The organism is Rickettsia endosymbiont of Lasioglossum villosulum (assembly GCF_964026455.1).
Taxonomy (GTDB): Bacteria; Pseudomonadota; Alphaproteobacteria; order Rickettsiales; family Rickettsiaceae; genus Rickettsia.
Genome location: NZ_OZ032152.1, coordinates 984,909 through 1,010,746, shown reverse-complemented (window position 1 = coordinate 1,010,746; position 25,838 = coordinate 984,909). Strand labels below are relative to the sequence as shown.

Below are 25,838 nucleotides of genomic sequence, written 5' to 3'. Positions count from 1 at the left end.
GTTCGAGTCCTCTAGGGCTTGCCCTAGAGGACTATTTGCTAACCTAGAAAATGTGAATTTATTTTTGGAACAATTAATATTACTGTATAAATAATTTTTATGGAAGATTTAAACTGCTGGAAAGAAAAATTTAAAATTTGTGAATATGCTAAAAAACTTCTTGATAAAATTGAGGATTTAAACGCCAAAGTAAAAAACCCTATAGATCTTGATTAAGTCAAAAAAGGTATTTATTACGCTCGTAAATATCATGGTTTGCAAATGCGTCAATCAGGTGACCCGTACTATTCCCATCCTATTGAAGTAACTATAATGCTTGCAGAGTTTGTAGCGTATGATGCTCCAAAGCTTTACAATGCTATTATGTTACAAGCAGCATTGCTTCATGATACTATTGAAGATACGGAACTTACTGAAGAAATGATTACCAAGATTTTTGGTACAGAAGTTGCAAGGCATGTAGAAGGTCTAACCAGAGTTAAACCTACTGGAAAAATAAGTGCCGAAGAAAGCCTTAATTTACTCATCAAACAAAAAAGATATGACACTGTACTTATAAAACTATTTGATCGTATTCATAACATACAAACCTTAGAATCTAAGTCCCCTGAAAAAGCCTATAAGATAATTAAAGAAACGCTAAAGAAATTTTTACTTTCTGCTATACATTTAGAATGTTATGAAATTGAAGAAAAGTTCAGTAATATATGTGATAAATTTCTAAATAATTATAAATTGTAATTTACAAATAACCAGCTTTCTTTTCCAATTTCTGAAAATGATTAAGACCAAACATACAAGTCACAAGTAATGGTACCATAACAATAAATAACCCATACTGACCAAAATATTTAGTTAGATATATAATCCCGAATGAAGTAATTACATACATTAAAGCTCTAGAAATAGCATATATCATGCTGCTATAGGTAAAGCGTTTAAAAACTGGAAAATGTCTAAAGAATATAGAAACCGCCGGAACAGTATCAAAAGAGCATGATATTATGCATATTTGAATTAAAAGAAGTTGTATAGGTGTAGTCACATTTCCTAAAAGATATGGGGAAGATAAAATAAATATAAATAATAATACTAATTTTACTCTAAGAATTTTTAAAGGATATATTTTATAACTTAAGAAACATATAAAAGATAAAGTAGCCAAATGAAACATTGAGATAATAAAATTATGATGGATCACCTGAGAAGCACTATATCCAAATTAGTTCTTTAATACTTCACCGCAAGTAATATATAATAGAAACATATAGGTCAGGCACAGCTCATTATAAAGAAATATATTGTTGTCTTTCTACTAGGTTTTTGATTAAAAATTTCATCATGTTTTAGTTCTTTTGTGTCTAAATTGATCTTTTCATATCTTCGTAAAAGTCTAGCACTTGCATCTACAAAGTCAGGTGTTTCTCTAAGCTTGGTTCTAGCATAACCACCTATGACTGCGATAGCTGCACCTATCCAAAAAGCAATACGCCAATTCAATCCATGTGTGGTAACTAAAGAAGCTACAGCAAGTGCTGCTGTAGTTCCAATTACTGACGCTACAGCAATAAAAGAAACTAAAGGATATTGAACAGGTGGCTTTGTAATTTCAGTTAAATACAGCTCTGCACCTACTATCTCGCCTACGGATGCCATACCTTGGACTGCACGGCAAACTGTGATTAGTACAGCAGCGAAATAACCTATTTGCTCGTAAGTAGGAGCATTAGCCATCACTACACATGATAAAGCCATTAAGGTAGTTGTCATAATAACAGTGGACTTTCTACCTAATTTATCACCAATTCTTCCGAAGATATATGCTCCTAATGGTCTAAATATAAAGGTAGAGCAAAAAGTAAAAGCAGATAGAAGAGAAGTAACACTAGGCTCATATTTAGGGAAAAATAGTTCATTTAATAATACTGCTAAATGAACATATAGCATTAAGTCAAAATATTCTAAAAAGGTGGCAGTAGATAAAATACCAGCAGCTTCTTTTTGCTCTCTGGTCAAAGTTGTTTGTTCTTTTGCGTAACCCAGCATAATTTTCCTACAAAATAAATTGTAAAAAAGGCTATACTGTTTTATATAAAAGTCAATAAAGAATTTTATTTAGTAGTTAAAAAAAGTTAAGTATGAGTTTAAAGTTCTTTTATTTAAATCAATATCTTCTATTTCACCACTTTTGCGGTTTTTAAGTTCGACAATATTATTTGCAGCTTTTTTAGGACCAATTATTATTTGGTAAGGTGAGCCGATAAGATCGTGCGTTGCAAATTTACTTCCGGCTCTTACGTCAGTGTCATCGTATAACACCTCAATATTTTGAGTAAGTAGCTCATTATAAACTCTTTCTGCAAGCTCTAAGCATTTGCTATCATGAATATTTAAGTTGATTAATGAAATTTTAAAAGGTGCAACAGCGGTAGGCCATATAATACCTTTTGCATCACTATTTGCTTCTATGATAGCTGCAACTAGCCTTGAAATACCTATGCCGTATGAACTCATTTCTATCGGTGTTAATTTGCCATGCTCATCATTAATAAGGGCATTCATGTTAACGGAGTATTTTGTGCCAATATAGAAAATATGCCCAACTTCTATACCTTTGCTACTAGTTATTTCTTTATCAGAAGATAATTTACTTGCATCGTGTTTCTCTTCAGCAGCTGCATACCAGCTTTTTATTTCTTCAATATCAATATCTATATTATCTTTCAGCGTCTTAAATCTTTTATCATAATAAATAGTACTTTCACCGGTTTCGGCAATAATATGAAACTCATGGCTTAATTTTCCGCCTATCGGACCATTATCGGCAATAACCGGAATAGCGAATACGCCTAAATCTCTGAAAGTATTAATATAAGCCTTATACATCTGATTGTAAGTCTTAACTGCACTTTCTTCATCAATATCAAAAGAATAAGCATCTTTCATGAGAAATTCTCGACCTCTCATAACACCAAAGCGTGGTCTAATTTCATCACGAAACTTCCATTGAATATGGTAAAGATTTTTTGGCAAATCTTTATATGATTTAATATTATTACGAAAAATATCCGTAACCATATCTTCGTTAGTTGGACCAAATAACAAAGTATTATCATGACGATCTTGAAACTTTAGCATCTCTTTGCTGTAATTGTCAAAGCGTCCGGATTCTACCCATAAATGAGCCGGTTGAATGCAAGGCATTAAGACTTCTAGACATCCTGCTTTATCCATATTTGAGCGTACAATATTCTCAATATTTTTAAGTACTTTTAAGCCGAGTGGTAACCAGCTATAAATACCTGCGGCTTGCTGCCTAATCATTCCACTTCTAAGCATTAGCTTATGAGAAGTTATTTGGGCTTCACTTGGGTCTTCTTTTAAAACAGGTAAGAAATATTTGGATAGTAACATATTATTTTTTCGAAGTAAGGTTTAAGAATTCATGACGATATTTTTGCTGTTCGGCGAATATTCCCGTATAATGCATAGTGTTCATGATGCTGTTATCTTGCATTACACCACGCATTGACATACAGCTATGTAAAGCTGATATTTTAACTGCAACGCCAAGTGGCTTTAAATTTTCCTGTACGCTTTCAGCTATTTGTACTGTCATTTTTTCTTGAATTTGTAATCTCTTAGCAAAAGCATTTACTATTCTAGCAAGCTTACTTATGCCAACAATACAATTATCTGGAATATAAGCTATATGTACTGTACCGCTAAAAGGTAACATATGATGTTCACAAAAAGAGGTAAATTTTATGCCCTCTAATGAGATAAAATCTTGAAAATTACCGGTATCACTAAATTTTGTTTCTAATATTTCCTCAATATTTTTGTCATATCCTGAAAATATTTCTTCATAACTTTTGATTACTCTATCGGGAGTTTTAAATAATCCTTCACGATTGGGATCCTCACCGATAAATCTTAGTAATGTTCTTACTGCTTCTTTTGCTTCTTCTTTTGTCGGTTTTTTAATCGTCATAATTTTGTTTATTTTTCAAAAAAATTGTTTTACCACAAATAAACACAAACATCAAGCCACCTACTATAGCAATAAGCCCGCCGCCGCCCATCATACCCATTAGTAGCTTAGCAGATAACGGCATTACAGTATTAGGATCTTTACGCATAACGCCATAACCACCGGCAAAAGCAAGCCCGAGTATATGCAGGATTTGCCCAAAAGTGAGTAGGTAGAGTGTAAAGTTCATAATATTGTCATTGCGAGGAGATTTAAAAAATCGACGAAGCAATCTCAGGATACTTGACAAGATTGCTTCGTCGCTACGCTCCTCGCAATGACGCTTAACACCCAAATAACAATACCCCATGCACGCAATACTTATTCCCACAATAGAGCCATGATAATGTGCAGGGATCACTACATTTATGCCTGATATATTCATGGCTATCAAACCACCAAGTAGGAATAGGGTAATGGAGCAGAGTAGGGTGGATTTGATGATATTGTCATTGCGAGGAAATTGCAAAGCAATTGACGAAGCAATCTCAGCAAACACCCTGAGATTGCCACGCTCCTTATAGTCGCTCGCAATGACGCTACAGTGACATAACGATTCAACTACTATACCACCTACACACAAAACAGGTGCTATTCCGCCTAAATATTTCATATGGTTGGTATAAAATTCTTTAAAGTTACCATCGATAATATCGTAAGAGATATGCCTCCAAATAATAAGAGTACTGAAAACAAAATTTAAATATAGCAAGAATAGATAGAATTTTTGGAATTTTGATTCTTTGCCTATTAGCTTTTCAAATAACATAATCCAAATAAACATTGCTATTTGAGTATAAATAAATTGCAATAAATGACCGCCGCTCCAAAAAAGCAACTCATAATAAAATTCTATTTCGATAGGAATAATTTGGATAACATTTTGTAAATCACTATAAGAACACCAAAAACAAACCCAACTCAAGATATACATTATTATAGTCGATAGAATAGTGAAGTTAACTAAATTACTCCAGTTTGCCCAATCAAATAAATATAGAATATTTATAGCGTATAATAGCAAAGTAATACCGAATAAGCTAAGACCTAAGACGAATATTATATTCTCAAGCATCGGTATATAATTATTCATGACCGGATTATGTCCAGCTATAGGGGAAATGGCTATAAGGATGGTAGCAAAAAAAGCGAGTTTTGGATAGAGGCGGAACGCGTCATTGCGAGCGACTAAAAGGAGCGTGGCAATCTCAGGATGTTTGACAAGATTGCCACGTCGCTTCGCTCCTCGCAATGACGTTTCACTACCCCAAACACTTGCTGTAATAGATAGTAGCCAAATTAATACCGATAAATCAACGTGAATAATTAATGCAGATTTGAAAATATGAGGATTGGGAAAAAAGCTAGCAAGTTGCGGCGTGCGAAGTACTACCAGAACAACCGAATATAAACCAGCAAACCCTAAAGATATTATACCAAGCTTAAGCCAAGCTAAGGTTAAATTATTGCTTTGTAAACTAGTATAATTGGAATTCATGATAGAATAATAATTAATTAAAATTTATTGCTTGTAAAAGATGAAAATTATATTTTAAAGTTATGAAATCAAAAAAGCATAGTTATGTTCAATTTCTTACAATCGAATTATGAGTTATTTTTAATATCAATCTATACATTTTTAATCATATTAACAATAAGACATTTTATTAAAAATAAATATCTAATAGTTTTGTGTCATTTGGTCACATTTTTAACATTTTTTGTTATGTCTATTGGCGGAGGAAGTGTAGAAAATGACGCATATAAGCGATATGAAGAATTTGTTTTGTTAGAACAGAATAAGCAATTAGAAAATGCTAAAAAAAATCCTGATCAATTTGATCCAATGTTTCAAATTGATCTTAGGCAATTCAAAGATCCAGATGAATTCAAAAAATATCTGCTAGAGATAGATGATTCTGTAGATAAAAGTGAGGCTATGATGTTAGGATGGATTTTCGCATTTCTATATGAAATTTCTAAAATTTGTGCTTTCTTACTTGTTTTAGTTTTCCGGAAAAACTGTATGAATAAATTTTTAAGCAGATATGTTAGGCGGAACGGTTAAATATTCTTCTTTCCACAACTCATTATAAAGGATAGGGTCGATATTACCGCCGGATATTAGCACAAGCAGCTTTTTAGGAGTTGTTTGTGTTTTTAACCAGTTTACCACTGAAGCCATATTTATACTACTTGATGGCTCGCATATTACTTTCAGCAAATGGGTAAGCCAAGCCGTCCAATAATATATTTCATATTCTTCAGCTAAATAAAAATGATCAAGTTTTTTTAAATACTCAAAAGTACGAGCCGAAACACTAAGAGTTTTAAGACCGTCTGCAATGGTACTAGGTGAATCCTTAAACCTAAATATATCATTATTCTTAACTGATAAATAAGCATCATTAGCCGATAGTGGTTCTGAACCTATCAATAAACTAGTTGGTGATATTAATTCTTTTGCAAGGTAGGAGCCTGAGATCAGTCCGCCACCACCGCAAGAGGCAAAAATAGCATCAGGGCTAAATCCAAGCTGTTGCAAAGCCTCATAACATAACGTACCAGCTCCCGCTATCGTAGAATCGCTATCGGATGGGTGCATATAGTAAAAGCCTTGCATTTCGTCTAGTTTTGCTTTTTCTTCCGCTTCTTGCCGAGTATCGGTATATATAACTTCCCCGCCATAATGAATTACTGCTTGCTGTTTTACACGAGAAGTATTTAACGGCAAATAAATTCTTGCTTTAATACCAAGTATCTTACCGGCATAAGCAAGTCCGATTCCATGATTACCTGTGCTATAACCAACTATTTTTTTAGGTAGTTTTTCTTGCTCTTTTAATTCTAATAAATGATTTAATACGCCTCTTACTTTAAATGCACCAGTTTTTTGCAGTGATTCAACCTTAAAAAAAACCTCATGTCCCAGCATCTCGTTTAAGCTTTCGGAATGAACCATAGGAGTTAAATGCAGATATTGTTTAATCCTGTTATGTGCAGTTGCTACATTTTTAGGATTTTGAAGTAATAAATTCATAAATAATAATTAATAATGGTAGCTTGAAATAGTCTTAATACTATATTATATAATTAATACCCGTCAAATTTCAAAGGTTTTAATTGATGAATAAAAAATCACTGCCATTAATGGCACTGCAAGATATAGTAGTATTTCCTGGTGTAATTGCTCCTGTATTTGTAGGTAGGCAAAAATCCCTGCATGCTCTCTCTAATACTACAATTTCTGAAGAAGATAATAGTAAGTACATTTTAGTAACATTGCAGAAAAAATTCGATCAAGAAAACCCAAATAAAAACGAGCTTTACGATGTTGGTATACTTGCTAAGGTTATTCAAATAGTAAAATTACCTAACACTACCGCAAAAATTTTAGTGGAGGCGATAGCAAGAGTAAAGATAAGTAATATTAAAGGTGATGAAGCATTCGAAGCAAATTACGAAATTATCCCTGATGAAGAAATATTCGATGCTAATAATATGCGGTCATTAGTTGATAATGCTGTGCAATTATTTGCTAAATATGCAGGTAGTGATAAAAAAATCAATGCAGAAATTATTGAAACTATAAATAAAGAAATAAGTGAGACTACTAATTTTATAAATATCATAAATATTTTAGCTTCACATCTGATTACTTCGCTTGAAGAAAAACAACGCTTACTTGAGGAAACAAGTCCTTTTAAGCGTATCAGTACAATTATTAACATCCTTACATCCAATATAGTTAATTCAGAAACCGAACAAGCTTTGCAACAAAGGGTGAAAAAGCAAATAGAGAAAACCCAGCGTGATTATTATTTGCACGAGCAGATGAAAGCAATTCAGAAAGAGCTTGATGAAGATAAATCAGATCTTGCTGAATTTGATAAAAAAATTAAAGCTGCAAAACTGTCAAAAGAAGCTAGAGAAAAAGCTGAAGCAGAACTTAAAAAACTCCGCACTATGAACCAGATGTCAGCAGAATCCGGAGTAACACGTAATTATCTTGAGACGTTACTTAGCCTGCCTTGGGGTAAATATGATAATAGTAAAATTGATATTAACCAAGCTGAAAAAATCCTAAATCGTGATCATTTTGGTCTAGAGAAAGTTAAAGAGCGAATAATAGAATATTTAGCAGTATTACAGCGTTCCAGTAAAATTAGAGGTCCTATATTATGCTTAATCGGTCCTCCTGGCGTTGGTAAAACATCTTTAATAAAATCTATTGCCGAGGGGATGGGTAGAAAATATACCAAATTTGCCTTAGGCAGTGTTCGAGATGAGGCTGAAATTAGAGGGCATAGAAAAACTTATCTTGGCTCAATGCCTGGTAAAATCCTTACTCAGCTTAAGAAAGTTAAGACAAGTAACCCTGTTATGTTACTTGATGAAATAGATAAAATGGGTTCGGACTTTAGAGGTGATCCTGCATCAGCATTGCTTGAGGTGTTAGATCCTGAACAAAATAGCCATTTTGTCGATCATTATCTAGAAGTGGAATATGATTTATCAAATGTAATATTTATTGCGACTGCTAACTCTTATAATTTACCTAGAGCTTTAATCGATAGAATGGAAATTATCAATATTTCCAGTTATGTAGAAGAAGAAAAAATTCAAATTGCTAAGAATTATTTAGTTCCTAAGCAGTTTAAGATGCATAAAATTAAAAAGGATGAGATTACTATCTCCGATGACGCTATTTTAGATTTAATTAGATATTATACTAAAGAGTCAGGTGTAAGGTCATTAGAGCGTGAAATAGGAGCATTAACCAGAAAAGCATTAAAGCAAATTCTAGCTGATAAAAAAGTTAAGCATATTTCTGTAGATAGCAATAATCTAGAAGAGTTTTTAGGTGCTAAAAAATATAATTTTGGTCTTGCTGAAAAAAATGATCAAATAGGTAGTACTACTGGGCTTGCTTATACGGAGGTAGATGGGGAGCTTTTAACTATTGAAGCGTTATCATTCCCGGGAAAAGGTGAAATCAAAACTACCGGAAAACTCGGTGATGTAATGAAAGAATCAGCAATGGCTGCATATAGCTGTTTTAGAAGTAGAGCGGCTGATTTCGGCTTAAAATATGAAGATTATAAAGATTTTGATGTTCATATCCACGTTCCTGCTGGTGCTATTCCAAAAGATGGTCCGTCTGCTGGTTGTGCTTTGTTTACCACCATTGTTTCGTTGATGACTAAAATACCGGTACGCCGCACTGTTGCTATGACCGGTGAGGTTACTTTACGAGGCAATGTTCTACCGATTGGCGGTCTTAAGGAAAAGCTGCTAGTAGCAAGTAGGGGAGGGATTAAGACAGTACTAATTCCGGAAGAAAATGTCAAAGATTTGAGAGACATACCACCGAATATAAAAAGTAGTCTAGAAATTATCCCTGTTTCAAATATTGATCAGGTACTAGAACATGCATTGACGAAGAAGCCTTAGAATACTAGTTATCACAGCGTTATTTCTGTCATCTAGCTCACTTGTAGTGGGATTCACTAGAACAACTGTCATTCCATTGCGGCTTTATTGCGTAGATCAGTTTTCCAGTTCTCATCCCGTGAGCTTGTAGCGGGATCCAGTTAAAAATACTAATAAAATTAGTATTTTTTATTATTTTTTGGATCTCGTGGTCAAGCCACGGGATGACAGAATGACTATCACAAATAATATCTATCATCAGCATAAATATCATATTTAATTAAAGTTACTTTAAGTTAAGAATTTATCATAAAAATTAAAGTCTATAATTTTTGTAAAAAATAATAAATTAAAACGCTTGACATATTTTTTTAGAGGAGTATCTTGTGGCTGTAGGTTGTTTATCAGCTTACGTTAACTTACTAATAGTGTTCAACATATTTTTAACATAAGGAGGTTATTATGACCATTCATAAAAACAATCATCACAGTAAAAATGAAGAAAAACACAATAATAATTTATCGCATGCAGCAGCAGTAATGCGTAGCAAGGATTCTTCTCCGGAAGAGCGAAGTAAGGCTGCTTCTACCATGGGTCATAAAGGAGGGGGGCATGGCAGTAGTCATGGTTCTCATAGTTCCCATAAAAACCATCGATAATTTATTATAAAATTAGTGTAGTTATGGTTTCTCCTTTAGTTTCTCTAAAGGAGAAACTTTTACCATATCATCTTTTAGAAAACAGACTTCCATGTATGGATCGATTTTTCCGTTAGTGTAAGAAAATTACGGAGTATCCTTGAAAGAAATAAATTATACCTCTATAATTAATATAATCATTAAATTCAAGGCTATATAATCGTGACTGATAATAATTCTTCTAATTTAGTACCGGTAAATATCGAAGATGAGATGAAAGTATCTTATCTTGACTATGCTATGAGCGTCATAGTAAGTAGGGCAATACCGGATGTTCGAGATGGCTTAAAGCCGGTACATCGCCGTATCATCTACTCAATGCATGAAGCTGGCAACCATGCAAACAGAGCTTACAGAAAATCCGCTAGAATAGTCGGTGACGTGATGGGTAAATACCATCCGCACGGGGATAGTGCTATTTACGATTCGTTAGTGCGTATGGCTCAAGATTTTTCGCTGCGTCTACCGCTTGTTGATGGGCAGGGTAATTTCGGCTCATTGGATGGTGACGCTGCAGCGGCAATGAGGTATACCGAATCACGTATGGCAAAAGTAGCCCATAAACTGATTGAGGATATTGATAAAGAAACTGTTAGCTTTAACCCAAACTATGATGGTTCTGAAGAAGAGCCTTCAGTGCTGCCTTCTATGTTCCCGAACTTACTAGTAAACGGAAGTGGTGGTATTGCGGTTGGTATGGCAACTAATATTCCGCCTCATAATCTTGGTGAAGTTATCGATGCTTGTTGTTTATATGTAGATAATAATGATATAGAAATTTTAGACCTTTTAGAAGTTGTTAAAGGTCCTGATTTCCCTACAAGCGGGATCATTCTAGGTGTTAATGGTATTAAATCAGCCTATTTAACAGGTAGGGGGAGCATCGCTATAAGAGGGCGAGCTGAGATTGAGAATTTAGGTAACGGACGTCAAGCAATTATTATTACCGAAATACCTTACATGGTAAATAAAGCAAGGCTTGTTGAAAAGATTGCCGAAATGGTTAAGGAAAAACGTATTGAGGGTATAAGCGATTTACGTGATGAGTCGAATAAAAACGGTATAAGAATTTATATTGAGCTGAAGAAAGATATTGTAGCTGAAGTAGTTTTAAACCAAATATATTCCTGTACGCAGCTTCAAACTAGCTTTGGCGTTATAATGCTTGCTCTAAAAGATGGCTTGCCTAAGGTAATGAATTTAAAAGAAGTAATAGCGGCTTTCGTTAGCTTTAGGGAAGTAGTTATCACTAACCGCACTATATATTTACTTAATAAAGCAAGAGATAAAGCTCATATTTTACTGGGGCTAACTATCGCTGTTAGCAATATCGACGAAATAATCCGTATTATAAAAGCTGCAAGCGATCCGAATGCTGCTAAGCAAGAATTAATGGCACGCAGTTGGGATGCGTTAAATATTCTGCCGCTTGTGAAGTTAGTTGATGATAAGGCAATGTTGAATGAAGAGGGTAAATGTAGCTTTACCGAAGCCCAAGCAAAGGCAATTTTAGAGATGAGATTGCAACGCTTAACCGCCATGGAAAAGAATAAGTTAGAGGAAGATTTAAAGAACCTTGCCACTGAGATTACTGAATATTTAAATATTTTAGGTTCACGTGAGAGGTTACTTGAAATTTTAAAAGAAGAGTTAATTAAGGTTAAAGAAGAGTTTGCAACTCCTCGTCTTACCTCGATTGAATTTGGTGAGTTTGACCAAGATATAGAAGATTTAATCCAGCGTGAAGAAATGGTAGTAACTGTAACGCTGGGCGGTTATATAAAGCGTGTGCCTCTAAGTAGTTATAGAGCTCAAAAACGAGGTGGTAAGGGTAGGTCAGGGCTTTCAATGCGTGATGAGGATATTACCACGCAAGTTTTTGTTGGTAGTACTCATACGCCAATGTTATTCTTCTCGAATATCGGGCAGGTTTATAGCTTAAAGCTATATAAGCTTCCTTTAAGTAATCCGCAAGGGAAAGGTAGACCTATGGTTAATATCTTGCCGCTTAAAGGTGATGAGCATATTAGCAATATTATGCCGCTGCCTGAAAATCAAGATGAGTGGGATAATCTAAATATTATGTTTGCGACCGCTAAAGGTAATATTAGAAGAAGTGATTTATTAGATTTCAAAAAGATTCAGTCAAACGGTAAGATTGCAATTAGGCTTGATGAAGATGACAAGTTAATAGATGTAAAACCTTGTAAAGAGGATGAGCATATTTTACTAGCAACCAAATCGGGTAAAGCTCTAAGATTCCCTGTTGAGTCGTTGCGTGTGATTAAGAGCCGTACTTCCGACGGAGTGCGTGGTATGAGACTTGCCGAAGACGATTCAGTGATTTCTATGACTGTCTTGAGAGGTATCAAAGCTACACGTGAGGAGCGAGACGCTTATTTATCCGTATCATGGGAGAAGAGACTTGAGATCGCTAAAGGGGAAGAGTTTAATTCTGAAGAATTAGGCGTGGATTTGACTGCTGAATCTATTTTAGAAATGGCAAATTCCGAAGAGTTTATTTTAACAGTAACCGAAAACGGCTTTGGTAAAAGAAGCTCGGCTTATAGTTATAGGATTACTGACCGCGGTGGTAGCGGTATAATCAATATGGATATTAACGACAAAACCGGTTTAGTAGTTGGCGTTATGCCTGTTAAAATGGATGATGAGCTAATGCTTATCACCAATAGCGGTAAATTAATCCGTTGTAAACTCGAAACAGTACGTATTACAGGACGTAATACTAGTGGTGTCACTTTATTTAGGTTAGATGACGGGGAAAAAGTTGTATCTGCTTCTCTAATTGCTGAAAGCTCTGATGATAATGAAGAAGACGGCGAGTTTGAAGAGGAAGTGGTAGTAGAGGGGAGTGAATAAAACGTTATTGCTGTCATTGCGATTGACTAAAAGGAGCGTGGCAATCTCATGAAAGTGTCCAGAGATTGCTTCGTCGCTATGCTCCTCGCAAGGCATTGCCCGCGTGGATCAGTTTTTCCGTCATTGCGAGGAAATTACGAAGTAATTGACAAAGCAATCCAGTAAAAAATGCTAACTTATAGCATTTTTTATTATTTTTCTGGATTGCCACGCTCCTTGCAGTCGCGTAGCTCATGACGATTTGGTATCCACGTAACAATGCCTCTTCGCAATGACGATGTCTATACTTATTTAGTACTACCAATTTTAGGATACAACCTTAGCAATTTAAATTGTATTTTTTGCTTACGTTACTTCTATAAAATACTATAATATTCAATAACATACTCCTCCTATATTTTTTTATTTTATATAATATAAAAAATTTTTATTGACTTTTAGTAGAAAAAGTATAAACCTCTTCGTTACAAAAATCTATTTCCTAAATTTAATTTAAAATTTAAAACCTAAATTAAGGTTTTAATAGATTTCGTAGTGATTATGAGTATCATTTTTGGTTTATGTATTTCAATATTTTAAAATCCATATATAAAACGGAAAGAATTAATTTGTCTACAATTATTTCCGCTGGAGTTGGTTATATAGTTATTATATTAGTACTTTTTAATTATTATGACCAAAAAATAAAAGATGCAAAATTATTATTTTTAAATAACAATTATAATTTAATATTAGAAACTGGTTTAAATAAGTTTCAAACATTAGCTTTTAGATTAAATACTAATTTACAGTCTACTAATATCTCATCAAATAATAATTATATTAGAATTTGTAAAAATGAAAATTGTGTAAATTATAGTTTATATAAGCTGCAATCACTATTAGAGAGGTCTATACCTAATTTTAATAATGTGAAGATAGAACAAAATAATAATTTAATTTATTCAAATGCTATTTTTGAAAATTATGAAATGGATAAAATATATTATTTAAATCAAGATAATAAATTGATAATAAGAACCAGTATTAATAATGATTATTGGAATAAGATAATAAAAGATATTAAAAAACCTTTATGGTTTATGATCACTTTTTTATCGCTTACCTTTATCGCTGTATATTATATATATCAAGCTTTATCAAAAAAAATTGAGAAAGAATATAAGAATAAATATGAGACCGCTGTTAAAGAGTGCGAAAAGCTATGGATGACAAAATTATGGGATACAGAGTTTAAAAAAACTACAGATGTTGAAATTAATTATTTATTTAATCAAGAAGCAGCAAAAACAACATTATTAAATGAAAAAGATTCGCTAGATAAACAAGATAAAAAATTAAAAAGATCATATTTAGAAAAAGATTTATATTGTTCTATCGCTTTATATAACTCCTCTAATAAAGAGGAAATAGATGTAAGAAAGTTAATTAAAGTTTTTACTAATAGATTTGATAAAGAAGATGAAAACATTTCTTTTAGTATAACTTGTCTTGAAAAACAAATATACTTTTCTTCTACTGCAGCATTTTATCAAGTGATATATAGTATGATAAATTATCTTTTCTTTATTATTAAAAAGCAATTTTATAATAATAAACATCACATAAATTTATTCATAAGTAATGTTGCAGGTAAGGTATCATTTAGTTTTAGTTATAGTGGAGTACCGCTAGAAAAGGAAAAGGATTTATTCGCAGTATCAAGTGAATTTACGAAATCACATGCTAATCCATTTATCCTTAGCATAGAACAAATATTTAAGATACTAAAGTCAAACGGATTTAATTGTAAAGTAAGTTATGATAAGACAAATCTTATAGAAATAAATGAAAAAGCAATTAAAAAAAATAAAATAGCAAATGAAGATAATATCATTTATTTAGCTGGTTGGGATAAAGAAGAATCAGACTAAATATTTAAAATTACTTCGTTAACAGTCATATATAATTAGTAAAGAAATTAAGCTCTTTCTTGATTAGTTGATTAAAATTATTTGACATTAAATATAAGTTACATTGACAACCAAAATCAAGGAAAAGAAATGAAAAATTTATTACTATTATTCATAATATCCATCATTCCTTCAAATTTATTCGCTCAAGCCAAAGTAAATAATATAATTGCACCGGTCAGCTATTTTATAAATCATCTTGAGCAACTAAATCAGATAAAAACTAATCTAGGAAAATATAGACAAACGAGTATTGTAGGCATTAGCGGAATGGGCAAAACTCAGCTAGCTAGAATGTATACTTATGCAAATAAAGGTAATTATAATTTAATTTGGTTTATTGATTCCAATTTAAATATTAATGATGAACTTTTAAAGTTAGCAAAAGCTATTAACAAAGCTGAAGGGAAAATTTTAATCGCAGAAGAAGCAGCTAATGTAAAAAAAGAGTTGATGGAATATCTGGGGCAGAATGATAAATGGTTGTTAATATTTGATAATTTAAAAGTAGGTGAGAATAAAAAAATACAAGATTTTATTAATTGGGAACATAATGGCAATATCATATTTTGTTCACAAGATAGTGATAGAATGCCTTATATAGTAAAAGCTGTACCATTTGAAAAGCCCGAAACTATTAAGCTTGCAAATATTATTTTATTGGACAAAGATAATAATTTAGTAGAATTTCTAGTGCAAGAATTTAAAGGTTATCCAGTATTAATAGTACAAGGTGCTCAAATATTAAATAATGTACCGGGATTAGATAAAGAAGAATATAAAAATAAAATACAAAAATCTAATGATAAAATAAGTTTTAATCTATCGCTCGTAACAGAACAATTAAAACCATCTACAAGACAACTTCTAAATATAAATAGCATTACTCAATAACCAAAGTTTTTCTAAGGACTTACTTAGAATTATTACCGATAATAAAGATAATCTCAATGATGATATTTTCGAGCTATCAAAATTTGCTTTAATAACAAATATAGATGCTAGAGAAGATAATCCAGTTTTTGAGATGCATGATGTTATTGTTCAAAAAGTATTAGAAAAAAATAGTGCAAATAATAGTAAATATTTAGAAGATGTGGTTACTAAGTTTGTTGAGTCTGTGCCGAAAAGTGTAACAAAAGCATTTATGTATAGAAATGCTAAAACAGTACCAGAAAATATTGAAATAATATTAAAAAACGCAGAAAGCTATAATATAAATTTACATAAATTGACTGCAATAAAATTACAGCAATTAGTTCAATACGATAATTCTTATAATTTAATTGGTTCTAGTAAATTAGTTAATTGGTTTGAAGATAATGACGAGAAAGGGAAATATAGATTATGGTTAATGAATAATGAAGAAAAGCGAGTATATGCCGGTTATTTAAATATAACAGGATGGTATTACTTAAAATCTTATAATTATAAAAAAGCTGTAGAATATTTTACTAAGTCTAAAGAAATATATAAAGATATTAAGGGATATGAAGCGTATAAAGCGAATGTAACTTATGGGTTAGCACAAGTATATCTTACAATAGGAAATGTGCAGGAAGCTCAAGAAAATATACAAATTTTAAAACAGCAATTGGATAACAAAGTAATTGATAATGCTGATAAATCAATGCTATATATTGCTGAAACAAAATTATTTTTTATAGAAGGAAAATATAATGAAGCATTAAAGCAGATTAATAATTCTATAGAAAATAGTATATCTAATGGATTGTCACCTAATGCTTTATTGCTTACTGGTAGATATATGATAAAAGCTGAAACATTAAATAGCCTTGGTAAATATCAAGAAGCTCTTAATCAAGTAGAGCAAATATATAATATGCAAAAAAATGTTCAAAAAGAAACTAATGAAATATTTGGCAAAATATATTCTCAAAAAGCAATAGCATTATTTGGTTTAGGTGAAAAAGATAAAGCTTTAGAATATGCAAATAAGGCATTAGAGATCTTTAAGAATAATGATAAAAATTTTATGAGTAGAAGAATGCCTGATGTATTCAACCCTGCAATAGCCATTACATGCACAATAAGAGGGGATATATTATTTGCGAGCGGTAAGCTTGAGGAAGCTTTAGATAGCTATATGGATGCACGAGGTATATATTTTAATGTTTATAGAAGAAATTATAAGAATGTAGCACAAGTAAGCGAAGTAAATCTTAAAGGAGCAAAGGTTGCGTGTAAAAGAAAAGACACGCTTAACTATAAATTTTTTGCTAAACCACAAATCATAGATTTTGGAGCGGAGCATCCTGATTCAATTGAAATGCTTGAATACTGTAAAACTTATGGTATGGGTTTAATTAGTAACAAAGCTTATATAGATAAATCTAAAAAATAATAAGTTACTATATTTGTAAGGTTTAATGTGTGAGCATTTACGGTGTTATAATTTTAAGCATCATAAATTTAAAAAAACGTGAATGTTCACAAGCCAATAATTTGCTATTTTAAAGCAGGGCAATGGTCAGGTCGTTTATAGATAATTTCCTTTCTATCACATTGAGTTTGGCCAGGTTCACAGCGGCTTGGGTCTAGATATATAATTGCTTGATAAGTAACGCCATAATGTCTGTCATATCCTTCTTCTGGGATACAATCACTTTCATTATCTATTAAAGAAAATACTCCCTCTCCTATGAAGAAAGGTTCGTGCTGAAGTACATATTCACCGTACCATTGAAATTCAAAAGGTATTAAAAAAATAAGGGTTGCAAAATTATATCCTTTATTTTTAATAAAATTTTTCATTCTATTAATAGCATCGGAACTAAAAAACTGATGTGTAGTAACAAAAATATAATTCTCATCAATTTTATTGCCCCCAAAGAACTGTTTCATAAAAGTTAATGAATCGTGCCAAGTTAATTTAGTATCTATTGCTATACCTTGATTACGCTTACAGCTCATGGTAGGAAAATACATTTTATACTTCTTATCTGATTCTATTTTTTCCGAAGTTTTTTTTAAAGCCCAAGTTTTAATTGTATCACCATGAAATAAAACAGATTTATCAAATTTTTTAGTAAAGTAAGTATCTGAATCTATAGTTATATAATTTTTTGCTATCCCTAAAGTACCAAAACATAATTTACAAACTTGTTGTGTCCAATTGCCTTGAATTGTCACATCAGGCTCGCCACATTTTTCTAACACTTCATTTTCTGTCATAAAATTAGGCATTCGTTGTATAGTACCTTTATTTTTAAGATCAACAAAAGCGTTTTTGAATAAGTCAAGTTCATCCTTACCGACTACAACATAAAATGGTGTATTTTCAGTATCGACAAAATATTTTTCAAATGATTCATATAGATGTAAGCTTCTATTTAAATCTCTAGTAAAAGATTTATTTAGTACCGCAAAATCATATTGGTATTTATATTTTTCTTGTACAATATTATTAAAATTATAGTGCTTATAATATTTTTTTGTATAAAAAGCTAGAAAAATGACTAATGCTATAAAAAATATAGCACATATAAATTTTTTTTGTTTTTCATACATTTACTTTTTAAGTTTTTCATCTAACAATTGTAATATTTTAGTACGTAATTTATCTTTTACTACCGACCAATCCTTACTTGGATCTATCAACAGGTTTTTATTCCAAATGTCACAATATAATGAATCATCATTATCTACTTTTTTAATATAATCAACTAAATCATCTTCCGTATTAAAATCGCCTGCATAAATTATAGCATCCTTATTTATATCTTGTAATACCGCAGTTTTATCACCATAATATATTGGTATAGCACCGGCGAAATATGCTTGAAATAGCTTTTCAGTCATATACCCATTATGTGTTTGGTTTTCATAAGCAATAACAAATTTACAATTAGATAACCACTCCATAGTTTCGCTAATTTCTAGATTTCTACCAATATTATTTAAATGTCTTCCACCACTAAGAACTTTTTTATTATAAGAAGAAGATAATTTATGAAATAAATGATCCCTTGCCTTAACTCCATCTAAAGGGTTATTAGTACGTGTATCATTTGTATATCCATTACTAACGAGAAAACAAGCAAAGTTCTTTTTATTAGGATTACAAGTTCCATTAGTTAGTCTCGTGTTGCTGTTTGCTACTAATTTATCAGCCCAAAGTCCACTTAAATAATAATATGGTAATCTAAAATACCTTGGATCATCTATATAATCAAATCCGAGAGTTAAATCATAATCTTTTAAATCTGGTAAAATTGCTTCTGCCGTATAATACATTTTTATAGCTTTTTCATTAGGCTTCATCGGAGCATTGCCATATACACCATCAATTATTAGGTCATATTTTTCACTACTTTTTTCAGCATTAACGACTATTACTTCATATTTTTCATTTAATATATCATAAATAGGGGATATAATTCCTGATCCTGGGTAGCTATTAAGTAATTTTACTTTTAATATGGGTTTATTAACAGTAGCGTTTTTTGCTCCGAAAGACTCCATACCAAATCCTATGGTCAGTAATAATATTATTGCTAACTTCTTCATTTTATATCCATTTATATTTAATTAATAAACTTTAACCAATCCTATTAAAAAACTCTTTAATTTTTTTTGTACATAATATAGCCTCTTCTTCAGTCAAATGAGGTCCTATTGGTAAACTAAGAATTTCTGAGCTAATTTTTTCAGTTAATTCAAAAGAACCAACTTTTAAATTCATATTTTGATAAGCAGGTTGTAAGTATATTGGGGTAGGGTAGTGAATTATAACTTGTACCCCCTGACTAACAAGATAATCTTTTAATTGATCTCGTTTTTTAGTCATTATAGGAAATATATGCCATACATTACCGTCATCATATTGAGGTAAAACTATATCATTAATATTTAATTCTTGTAAATAAATTTTAGCAATTCTTTGTCTTTTTTTATTCCATTCATTAAGATATCTTAATTTAATAGAAAGTATTCCTGCTTGCAAATCATCTAATCTACTGTTTTTGCCAATTATTTCATGACTATAGCGTACTTTACTTCCGTAATTACGTAGTAGTTTTAGTGTATCAGCAATTTTATCATCATTTGTTGATATACATCCACCATCACCAAAACAACCTAGATTTTTACCTGGATAAAAACTAAAACCATTGCAATCTCCGAATGATCCAGCTTTTTTTCCGCTAACTAAATCTATAGCTCCATGTGCTTGAGCAGCATCTTCTATAATTTTCAGATTATATTTTTTTGCTATAGCTAAAATTAGCTGTATATCACATACACGCCCATATAAATGAACCGGCATAATTGCACGTGTTTTACTTGTTATAGCATGCTCAATTTTTGAAGGGTCTAATAAATAAGTATCTTTGTAAACTTCAACTGGAACAGGTACTGCTCCAATTTCGGAAACAGCAAGCCATGAAGCTATAAAAGTATGGGCAGGCACTATTACCTCATCGCCAGCACCTATGCCTAGTGCCTTAAGGCTTAAAACTAATGCATCAAGACCGTTTGCTACGCCAATTACATGCTTTACTCCTAAGTAACTTGCAAATTCTTGTTCGAATTTTTCTAAACGATTTCCCAAAAGATATGAAGCATCGTTATTTACATCTTGCCATAATTTATCTGCTTCTTGTTTAATTTCAGTGTAAGCACTTTTTAAGTCTAAAAATTTGATTTCCATAATTTAAATTCTTCGTATGATCTAATATAATCGCTTTCTTGGTAGTTTTCTGAAGCACAGATAATTACTTGAGGATTATTTTTTATATTTGTTATTTCCCGCCATAAAGGTTTTAGAATGTATAAACCTTTATTCGGTGCATCAAGAGTAATGGTTGTTTTATACTCTCCATCATCTAAAACGAAATCTACCAAGCCATGAGTACAAAAAATAAATTGTTTTAAATTTTTATGTGCATGCCCGCCGCGATCTTTTTTTAAATTATAAAGCCAGTAAACACGATGTATAGGAAAATCTAAAATTTGTCCTAGCTCAACAAAGGATAAGCTCCCTCTATCGTCATCAAAACGTGGAATTTCAATTAATTTATAACTGTGATTCATAATAATTAATATACCATTCTACAGTTAATCTTAATGAATCCATAAAAGAAAATTTAGAAGACCAATTTAATTCTGAGCATAGTTTTGTATTATTGATAGCATACCTGAAATCGTGACTCGCTCTATCTGTTACGTATGTTATTTGTTTTGCATAAGGTGTAGAATTAGGGTTAGGTCTTAATTCATCCAAAATATTACAAATTTTATTAGCAAGTTCTAAATTAGTTTGTTCGTTACGTGTACCTATATTGTAGTTTTCACCTACCACGCCTTTATGGAAAATAAGGTCTAAAGCAGAGCAATGATCCTCTACATACAACCAATCTCTAATATTTTTTCCATTACCATAAATTGGGATTGGCTCACTATTTAAGGCTTTTCTAATAATAGTAGGAATTAATTTTTCATTATGTTGCCTTGGTCCATAATTGTTTGAACAATTGCTAATTATTGTCGGTAAATTATATGAGTGAAAGTAACTTCTAACTAAAAAGTCACTAGAAGCTTTAGAAGCACTATAAGGGGAATTTGGAGCATAAGGAGAATTTTCAGAGAAATAACCTGTATCACCTAAGCTACCATATACTTCATCAGTAGAAATATGTAAAAATCTGGAGTTTATATTATCTTGTGATAACCAGTGATTTCTTGCAGATTCTAGTAAGTTGAAAGTACCTTGTATATTAGTTTCTATAAAAATTCTTGGATTAGCTAATGAATTATCTACATGCGATTCTGCTGCTAAATGAATTACATCGGATATATTATATTCTTTAAATAAATTTTCTATTAAGTCGATTTGGCAAATATTGCCATGAATAAATTTATAATTTTGTTTATTGCTAATATGATCAAGGCGTTTGATATCAGCAGCATAAGTTAAGGCGTCTAAGTTAATAATATAGTAATTATTATATTTATTTAAAAAATATTCTACTAAATGGCTACCAATAAATCCGGCACCTCCTGTAATTAAAATAACTTTATCCATTTTTATTTTCTCTGCATTTTTAAAGATTTTATTTTTGTGTATTTAAAATAGAAAAGCTAGGGTGAGAATAAATATTTTTTAAATATTTACAATAATCGGAATTAGGGCTAAGTTCAGCTAGTTTTAGCAACATTTCTGCATCTATATATTTACAATTATATGCTACCTCTTCTAAACAGGCAATTTTTAATCCTTGTCTTTTTTCGATAGTAGCAATAAAATTCGATGCCTCGAGTAAACTATCATATGTACCTGTATCTAACCAAGCTACGCCACGTCCAAATACTTCTATATTTAAGTTATTTTCCTCTAAATAAGCTTGAAGAACTGATGTAATTTCTAATTCCCCACGCTTTGAAGGTTTAACTGCTTTTGCTTTTTTAATTACTGAATTATCAAAAAAGTATAAACCGGTTATAGCATAATTTGATTTAGGGTTTTGAGGTTTTTCTTCAATACTTGATACTTTACAGCTAGGAAAAGAAATCTCAGCAATCCCATATCTTTCTGGATCTTTAACATAATAACCAAAAATTTTCGCTCCTTCTTGTAAAGATCTAGCATTTTGTAATATTGATACTAGTCCTTGACCATAAAAAATGTTATCCCCAAGAATTAAGCAAACATTAGAATCTCCTATAAAATCTTCACCTATTATAAAAGCATCCGCAAGACCTTTAGGAGTATCTTGTATAGCATACTGAATATTAATGCCTAAATGACTACCATCATTTAATAGATCTTGATATAAAGAAAGAAATACACTGTTAGTAATAATTAGGATTTCCTTGATTCCAGAAAGCATTAATACTGAAATAGGATAATAAATCATCGGTTTATCATAAACCGTTAAGAGCTGCTTTGATAAAGATTTTGTAGCAGGGTAAAGCCTAGTAGCAGAACCGCCTGCTAAAATTATACCTTTCATAAACTATTTAATAAGTTGTTGTGGATAAAATTATTAGTATCTTATACATTAAATATGTACTAACTACAAGCCTTAGTTTTGTATAGAATTTACATATTTGCTTAATAAATCTATATCAATACTATAATCTGAATGCATAGGTGATATGATTTGAGTATTGGTATGAGCTCCTATCAAAAATTTTAAATCCATTTCTAGGCTCATAGCTAAAGAATGAAATACTCGGAAATTCGCTTCTTGTACGTTACTACTTAAAATTAATATTTTACAATCTTTAGGAGCGAAAATTAAATTAACCATACCCGCACCCGTAGGACCGATAATAATTTGTGCCATTGAGAATAATTCAATTTGTGCCTGGGCTGATAAAAAATCTGGGTAAACAATTTCAAATCCTTGAGTAATCAAGAAATTTTCAATTTCTTCACTATTGAGTAATTTTCTATATGTAGCTCTTTTTCTTGATATATAAAGTTTACGAAATGCCTTTTTAGGGTTATTAAATTGTTTAGATATTACCTTTTTTACAAATTGTATTGCTTTGGGAGCAACCACTACTGCATTTGAATAATCAGGTGCATTAACATTATCTTTAATTAAGGATAATGGGGAGGGATAATATAACTTTTTTACTAAATATCCGTTTTTTTTTTCAAGCTTTATTAAATCTCTATTATCAAAATTGAACATTTTTAGGAGTTCTAATGATTGAGGATAATGATCTTCGTCAATTAATAATGGTATTTTTTTGTCTAATCCTTGAATTAAACTAAGCCTTGGTAAACATTCTACAATCCAATGATAGTAGTTTTTGGAATGATCTTTAACAAGATGAATACCGCTATCAATAACTTGGGGATTTTTTATTATTTCAAATGACAAGTTTTTTTCATTAATCTTATTTACAATACCTATAGATTTAATATGGTAAACATATTTTTTAAGATAGAAGTCGCTTTCTTCGCCATAAATAATATACTGATCATTATTATCAAGACCATCATATAAAGCTGTATTATTACTTAATATTAGATCTGTACCCCCGATTACAATTGCATTATTTATTTCTGCAAGATAAGTATCTGGTAATTTTATTGTGCAATTATATTTTTCTGATACATGAAAATCATTATTTATTACTTTAGGTTTAGTTAATTTTAATGTTTTGTTAGTATCAAAAAATTTTATTTTGTGAGATAATAATTTACATCCTTCAGAGACAGAATAATAATTAAAAATGTCTTTTAAAGGGCTTTTAAAAATTACATCCTGAGTTTCTTGAGTGTTTGTATTTAAATCATGAGATTTTTGAATACTTAGACCTGCATATTTAATTTTTTTAATTTTAAGGATGGTTCTCAAAGAAGCTAAATTTTCTCTAAATATTTGTTTTTTAGGGTTTAACCAAATTGCAATTGAAATTAAACATTTTGAAGCACAAAATATAGCGTAGCGTAACAAATATAAAATTTTATTAACAGCAGATAATATTCTAGGTTCAATTTTAACAGTTAAGGAAGCACTTTTTATGCCTAACCCATTTAAAATATTAGCTAGCTTATATTTTGTTGTGTCTAAATTGGCTAGAATCTTTTTTAAGATAATCATAAATTACAAGATTTAAAGTAATAATTTGTATATATCAAATAACTTAGAGAGTTAAAAGTAAAGCAAGGAACTAAAATATGAATTCCTTGAAGTTTTGTAGAACTAATTCTTTAAATTAATAATGAGTATACAGTCAAAATGAATTTGAGATTAGGCAAGAGGAGTAATACCTATAACTAATTAGCTTAGCAACAAAATTACATGTTCAAAATATATATCAACTAATTAGTTCCTAATAAAGCGTTTATTATATTATTTTCTTGCATAATTGTAAATATCAAAATATTTTTATTTGAAATTAAAATAATTATTTTTTCAAATCCCTATGCCCCAAATAAGCTTTATAAAACCCAAACAAATTATTGGCAATCACCTAATATTACGTGATGTAGAGGTAGAAGATAGTTCGTTTATTTTAAACCTAAGAACTGATACTACTAAATCTAAATATCTCTCTTCAACCTCTAACGATTTATTACAACAAATTGAATGGATTAAAAAATATAAGCAAGATAATTCCCAATTATATTTTTTAATCCAAGATCAAAATTTAGAGCAAGTTGGAACAGTACGACTTTATGATGCTCAAGAAGATTCATTTTGTTGGGGATCATGGATTTTAAAGGCTAATACACCAAGTGGCTACTCTATTGAGTCAGCTTTAATCATATATAGTTATGCACTTAGCCTAGGTTTTACTAAGGCTCACTTTGATGTAAGAAAAGAAAATGAATCTGTTTGGAGATTTCATGAAAGATTTGGAGCTATTAAAGTAGATGAAACAGACAAAGATTATTTTTTTACAATATCCTTTGAAGCAATAAAAAATTCTTTAGAAAGATATTCTAAATATTTACCAAAAAATATAAATATTATTTTATAAGCAGGGAATCTTTTGAAAAAATATTTGATGATATTTTTGCTTTTTCAACAGCTAAACTATGAGGAATAAAGGGTTTTTTAGGTTGGCGGATAGGGTGGGATTCGAACCCACGGTACGGTTGCCCGTACGCCAGTTTTCAAGACTAGTGCCTTAAACCGCTCGGCCACCTATCCAAGAAGATTCATAGCAAAAAATATAGCATAATTCAAGAAAAATCGTAAAAAATCTTTACTATGCTCGTTTAATTTAAAAAAATTGATGGCAAGGTCTTATTAAATCAGCATTGTTGTGTGGAGCGGTTTTTTCGTCATTGCGAGGAGATGCTAGCATCGACGCGGCAATCTCATAAAACAGTATAAAATTCCTGAGATTGCTTC

At 31.1% G+C, this 25,838-nt stretch carries 20 protein-coding genes, 1 tRNA gene and 3 pseudogenes; 9 read left to right on the top strand and 15 right to left on the bottom strand.

The window, feature by feature from the left end:
• The first annotated feature begins 99 nt into the window (after positions 1-99).
• Positions 100-741 (top strand): annotated as a pseudogene (locus AAGD49_RS04900) (HD domain-containing protein).
• A 1-nt stretch (position 742) separates the two neighbouring features.
• Here AAGD49_RS04900 and AAGD49_RS07585 read toward each other — a convergent pair.
• From AAGD49_RS07585 to AAGD49_RS04880, 6 genes and pseudogenes are all read right to left on the bottom strand, one after another.
• Positions 743-1,045 carry a hypothetical protein gene (locus tag AAGD49_RS07585; protein WP_410525910.1) on the bottom strand — a complete coding sequence of 101 codons (303 nt, stop codon included), beginning with the start codon at positions 1,043-1,045 and terminating at the stop codon, positions 743-745.
• A 227-nt stretch (positions 1,046-1,272) separates the two neighbouring features.
• Positions 1,273-2,046 (bottom strand): MFS transporter, encoded by a 774-nt coding sequence (locus AAGD49_RS07580; RefSeq protein WP_410525909.1) that lies wholly within the window; start codon positions 2,044-2,046, stop codon positions 1,273-1,275.
• 69 nt (positions 2,047-2,115) lie between these two features.
• Entirely contained in the window at positions 2,116-3,414 is a 1,299-nt protein-coding gene (gene proS, locus AAGD49_RS04890; RefSeq protein WP_341788172.1) for a proline--tRNA ligase, read from the bottom strand.
• 1 nt (position 3,415) lies between these two features.
• Positions 3,416-3,994, bottom strand: a complete 579-nt coding sequence (gene folE / locus AAGD49_RS04885) for a GTP cyclohydrolase I FolE (RefSeq protein WP_341788171.1) — start codon at positions 3,992-3,994, stop codon at positions 3,416-3,418.
• A pseudogene (locus tag AAGD49_RS07575) lies at positions 3,984-4,268 on the bottom strand (hypothetical protein); the annotation flags it as partial. The pseudogene AAGD49_RS07575 and the gene folE, both read right to left, overlap by 11 nt.
• A 51-nt stretch (positions 4,269-4,319) precedes the next feature.
• A pseudogene (locus AAGD49_RS04880) lies at positions 4,320-5,531 on the bottom strand (hypothetical protein); the annotation flags it as partial.
• A gap of 84 nt (positions 5,532-5,615) precedes the next feature.
• On the opposite strand from AAGD49_RS04880, the gene AAGD49_RS04875 reads away from it, so the two are divergent.
• Entirely contained in the window at positions 5,616-6,101 is a 486-nt protein-coding gene (locus tag AAGD49_RS04875) for a hypothetical protein (protein WP_341788169.1), read from the top strand.
• On the opposite strand, the gene AAGD49_RS04870 is transcribed toward AAGD49_RS04875, so the two are convergent.
• A complete protein-coding gene (locus AAGD49_RS04870) occupies positions 6,072-7,073 on the bottom strand; it encodes a serine/threonine dehydratase (RefSeq protein ID WP_341788168.1) in 1,002 nt (333 codons plus the stop codon). The genes AAGD49_RS04875 and AAGD49_RS04870 overlap by 30 nt on opposite strands.
• A gap of 86 nt (positions 7,074-7,159) precedes the next feature.
• On the opposite strand from AAGD49_RS04870, the gene lon reads away from it, so the two are divergent.
• The 6 genes from lon (at position 7,160) to AAGD49_RS04840 (ending at position 17,362) form a co-directional block, all read left to right on the top strand.
• Positions 7,160-9,487, top strand: a complete 2,328-nt coding sequence (gene lon, locus AAGD49_RS04865) for an endopeptidase La (RefSeq protein WP_341788167.1) — start codon at positions 7,160-7,162, stop codon at positions 9,485-9,487.
• 441 nt (positions 9,488-9,928) lie between these two features.
• Complete coding sequence (locus AAGD49_RS04860) at positions 9,929-10,126, top strand: hypothetical protein (RefSeq protein WP_341788166.1); 198 nt, start codon at positions 9,929-9,931, stop codon at positions 10,124-10,126.
• Positions 10,127-10,327: 201 nt separating this feature from the next.
• Entirely contained in the window at positions 10,328-13,045 is a 2,718-nt protein-coding gene (gene gyrA / locus AAGD49_RS04855) for a DNA topoisomerase (ATP-hydrolyzing) subunit A (RefSeq protein WP_341788165.1), read from the top strand.
• A 608-nt stretch (positions 13,046-13,653) separates the two neighbouring features.
• Positions 13,654-14,958 (top strand): hypothetical protein, encoded by a 1,305-nt coding sequence (locus tag AAGD49_RS04850; RefSeq protein WP_341788164.1) that lies wholly within the window; start codon positions 13,654-13,656, stop codon positions 14,956-14,958.
• A 129-nt stretch (positions 14,959-15,087) separates the two neighbouring features.
• Positions 15,088-15,891 (top strand): hypothetical protein, encoded by an 804-nt coding sequence (locus tag AAGD49_RS04845; protein ID WP_341788163.1) that lies wholly within the window; start codon positions 15,088-15,090, stop codon positions 15,889-15,891.
• A 133-nt stretch (positions 15,892-16,024) separates the two neighbouring features.
• Positions 16,025-17,362 carry a tetratricopeptide repeat protein gene (locus AAGD49_RS04840; RefSeq protein WP_341788162.1) on the top strand — a complete coding sequence of 446 codons (1,338 nt, stop codon included), beginning with the start codon at positions 16,025-16,027 and terminating at the stop codon, positions 17,360-17,362.
• Positions 17,363-17,466: 104 nt separating this feature from the next.
• Here the strand turns inward: AAGD49_RS04840 and AAGD49_RS04835 are convergent, their stop codons facing one another.
• From AAGD49_RS04835 to AAGD49_RS04805, 7 genes are all read right to left on the bottom strand, one after another.
• The gene (locus AAGD49_RS04835) at positions 17,467-18,528 is read right to left on the bottom strand and encodes a DUF6492 family protein (protein WP_341788161.1); all 1,062 of its coding nucleotides are present in this window, start codon (positions 18,526-18,528) and stop codon (positions 17,467-17,469) included.
• Complete coding sequence (locus AAGD49_RS04830; protein WP_341788160.1) at positions 18,529-19,527, bottom strand: glycosyltransferase family 10 domain-containing protein; 999 nt, start codon at positions 19,525-19,527, stop codon at positions 18,529-18,531.
• A gap of 31 nt (positions 19,528-19,558) precedes the next feature.
• Positions 19,559-20,668 (bottom strand): DegT/DnrJ/EryC1/StrS family aminotransferase, encoded by a 1,110-nt coding sequence (locus tag AAGD49_RS04825; protein ID WP_341788159.1) that lies wholly within the window; start codon positions 20,666-20,668, stop codon positions 19,559-19,561.
• Complete coding sequence (locus AAGD49_RS04820; RefSeq protein ID WP_341788158.1) at positions 20,650-21,051, bottom strand: FdtA/QdtA family cupin domain-containing protein; 402 nt, start codon at positions 21,049-21,051, stop codon at positions 20,650-20,652. Before AAGD49_RS04820 ends, AAGD49_RS04825 begins: the two co-directional genes overlap by 19 nt.
• Positions 21,035-22,042, bottom strand: a complete 1,008-nt coding sequence (gene rfbB / locus AAGD49_RS04815; RefSeq protein ID WP_341788157.1) for a dTDP-glucose 4,6-dehydratase — start codon at positions 22,040-22,042, stop codon at positions 21,035-21,037. Before rfbB ends, AAGD49_RS04820 begins: the two co-directional genes overlap by 17 nt.
• Before the next feature lie 28 nt (positions 22,043-22,070).
• Entirely contained in the window at positions 22,071-22,970 is a 900-nt protein-coding gene (gene rfbA, locus AAGD49_RS04810; protein ID WP_068041646.1) for a glucose-1-phosphate thymidylyltransferase RfbA, read from the bottom strand.
• Positions 22,971-23,042: 72 nt separating this feature from the next.
• A complete protein-coding gene (locus tag AAGD49_RS04805) occupies positions 23,043-24,578 on the bottom strand; it encodes a glycosyltransferase family 61 protein (RefSeq protein ID WP_341788156.1) in 1,536 nt (511 codons plus the stop codon).
• 325 nt (positions 24,579-24,903) lie between these two features.
• On the opposite strand from AAGD49_RS04805, the gene AAGD49_RS04800 reads away from it, so the two are divergent.
• Positions 24,904-25,461 carry a GNAT family N-acetyltransferase gene (locus AAGD49_RS04800; RefSeq protein WP_341788155.1) on the top strand — a complete coding sequence of 186 codons (558 nt, stop codon included), beginning with the start codon at positions 24,904-24,906 and terminating at the stop codon, positions 25,459-25,461.
• Between the two features lie 83 nt (positions 25,462-25,544).
• On the opposite strand, the gene AAGD49_RS04795 is transcribed toward AAGD49_RS04800, so the two are convergent.
• A tRNA-Ser gene (locus AAGD49_RS04795) sits at positions 25,545-25,634 on the bottom strand.
• Positions 25,635-25,838 lie beyond the last annotated feature (204 nt).

What these genes read in the sequence shown, in the direction of transcription:
- AAGD49_RS07580 (WP_410525909.1), bottom strand. Translation starts at nt 2,046, where the DNA reads ATGCTGGGTTACGCAAAAGAACAAACAACTTTGACCAGAGAGCAAAAA.
- proS (WP_341788172.1), bottom strand. Translation starts at nt 3,414, where the DNA reads ATGTTACTATCCAAATATTTCTTACCTGTTTTAAAAGAAGACCCAAGT.
- folE (WP_341788171.1), bottom strand. Translation starts at nt 3,994, where the DNA reads ATGACGATTAAAAAACCGACAAAAGAAGAAGCAAAAGAAGCAGTAAGA.
- AAGD49_RS04875 (WP_341788169.1), top strand. Translation starts at nt 5,616, where the DNA reads ATGTTCAATTTCTTACAATCGAATTATGAGTTATTTTTAATATCAATC.
- AAGD49_RS04870 (WP_341788168.1), bottom strand. Translation starts at nt 7,073, where the DNA reads ATGAATTTATTACTTCAAAATCCTAAAAATGTAGCAACTGCACATAAC.
- lon (WP_341788167.1), top strand. Translation starts at nt 7,160, where the DNA reads ATGAATAAAAAATCACTGCCATTAATGGCACTGCAAGATATAGTAGTA.
- AAGD49_RS04860 (WP_341788166.1), top strand. Translation starts at nt 9,929, where the DNA reads ATGACCATTCATAAAAACAATCATCACAGTAAAAATGAAGAAAAACAC.
- AAGD49_RS04845 (WP_341788163.1), top strand. Translation starts at nt 15,088, where the DNA reads ATGAAAAATTTATTACTATTATTCATAATATCCATCATTCCTTCAAAT.
- AAGD49_RS04840 (WP_341788162.1), top strand. Translation starts at nt 16,025, where the DNA reads ATGCATGATGTTATTGTTCAAAAAGTATTAGAAAAAAATAGTGCAAAT.
- AAGD49_RS04835 (WP_341788161.1), bottom strand. Translation starts at nt 18,528, where the DNA reads ATGTATGAAAAACAAAAAAAATTTATATGTGCTATATTTTTTATAGCA.
- AAGD49_RS04830 (WP_341788160.1), bottom strand. Translation starts at nt 19,527, where the DNA reads ATGAAGAAGTTAGCAATAATATTATTACTGACCATAGGATTTGGTATG.
- AAGD49_RS04825 (WP_341788159.1), bottom strand. Translation starts at nt 20,668, where the DNA reads ATGGAAATCAAATTTTTAGACTTAAAAAGTGCTTACACTGAAATTAAA.
- AAGD49_RS04820 (WP_341788158.1), bottom strand. Translation starts at nt 21,051, where the DNA reads ATGAATCACAGTTATAAATTAATTGAAATTCCACGTTTTGATGACGAT.
- rfbB (WP_341788157.1), bottom strand. Translation starts at nt 22,042, where the DNA reads ATGGATAAAGTTATTTTAATTACAGGAGGTGCCGGATTTATTGGTAGC.
- rfbA (WP_068041646.1), bottom strand. Translation starts at nt 22,970, where the DNA reads ATGAAAGGTATAATTTTAGCAGGCGGTTCTGCTACTAGGCTTTACCCT.
- AAGD49_RS04805 (WP_341788156.1), bottom strand. Translation starts at nt 24,578, where the DNA reads ATGATTATCTTAAAAAAGATTCTAGCCAATTTAGACACAACAAAATAT.
- AAGD49_RS04800 (WP_341788155.1), top strand. Translation starts at nt 24,904, where the DNA reads ATGCCCCAAATAAGCTTTATAAAACCCAAACAAATTATTGGCAATCAC.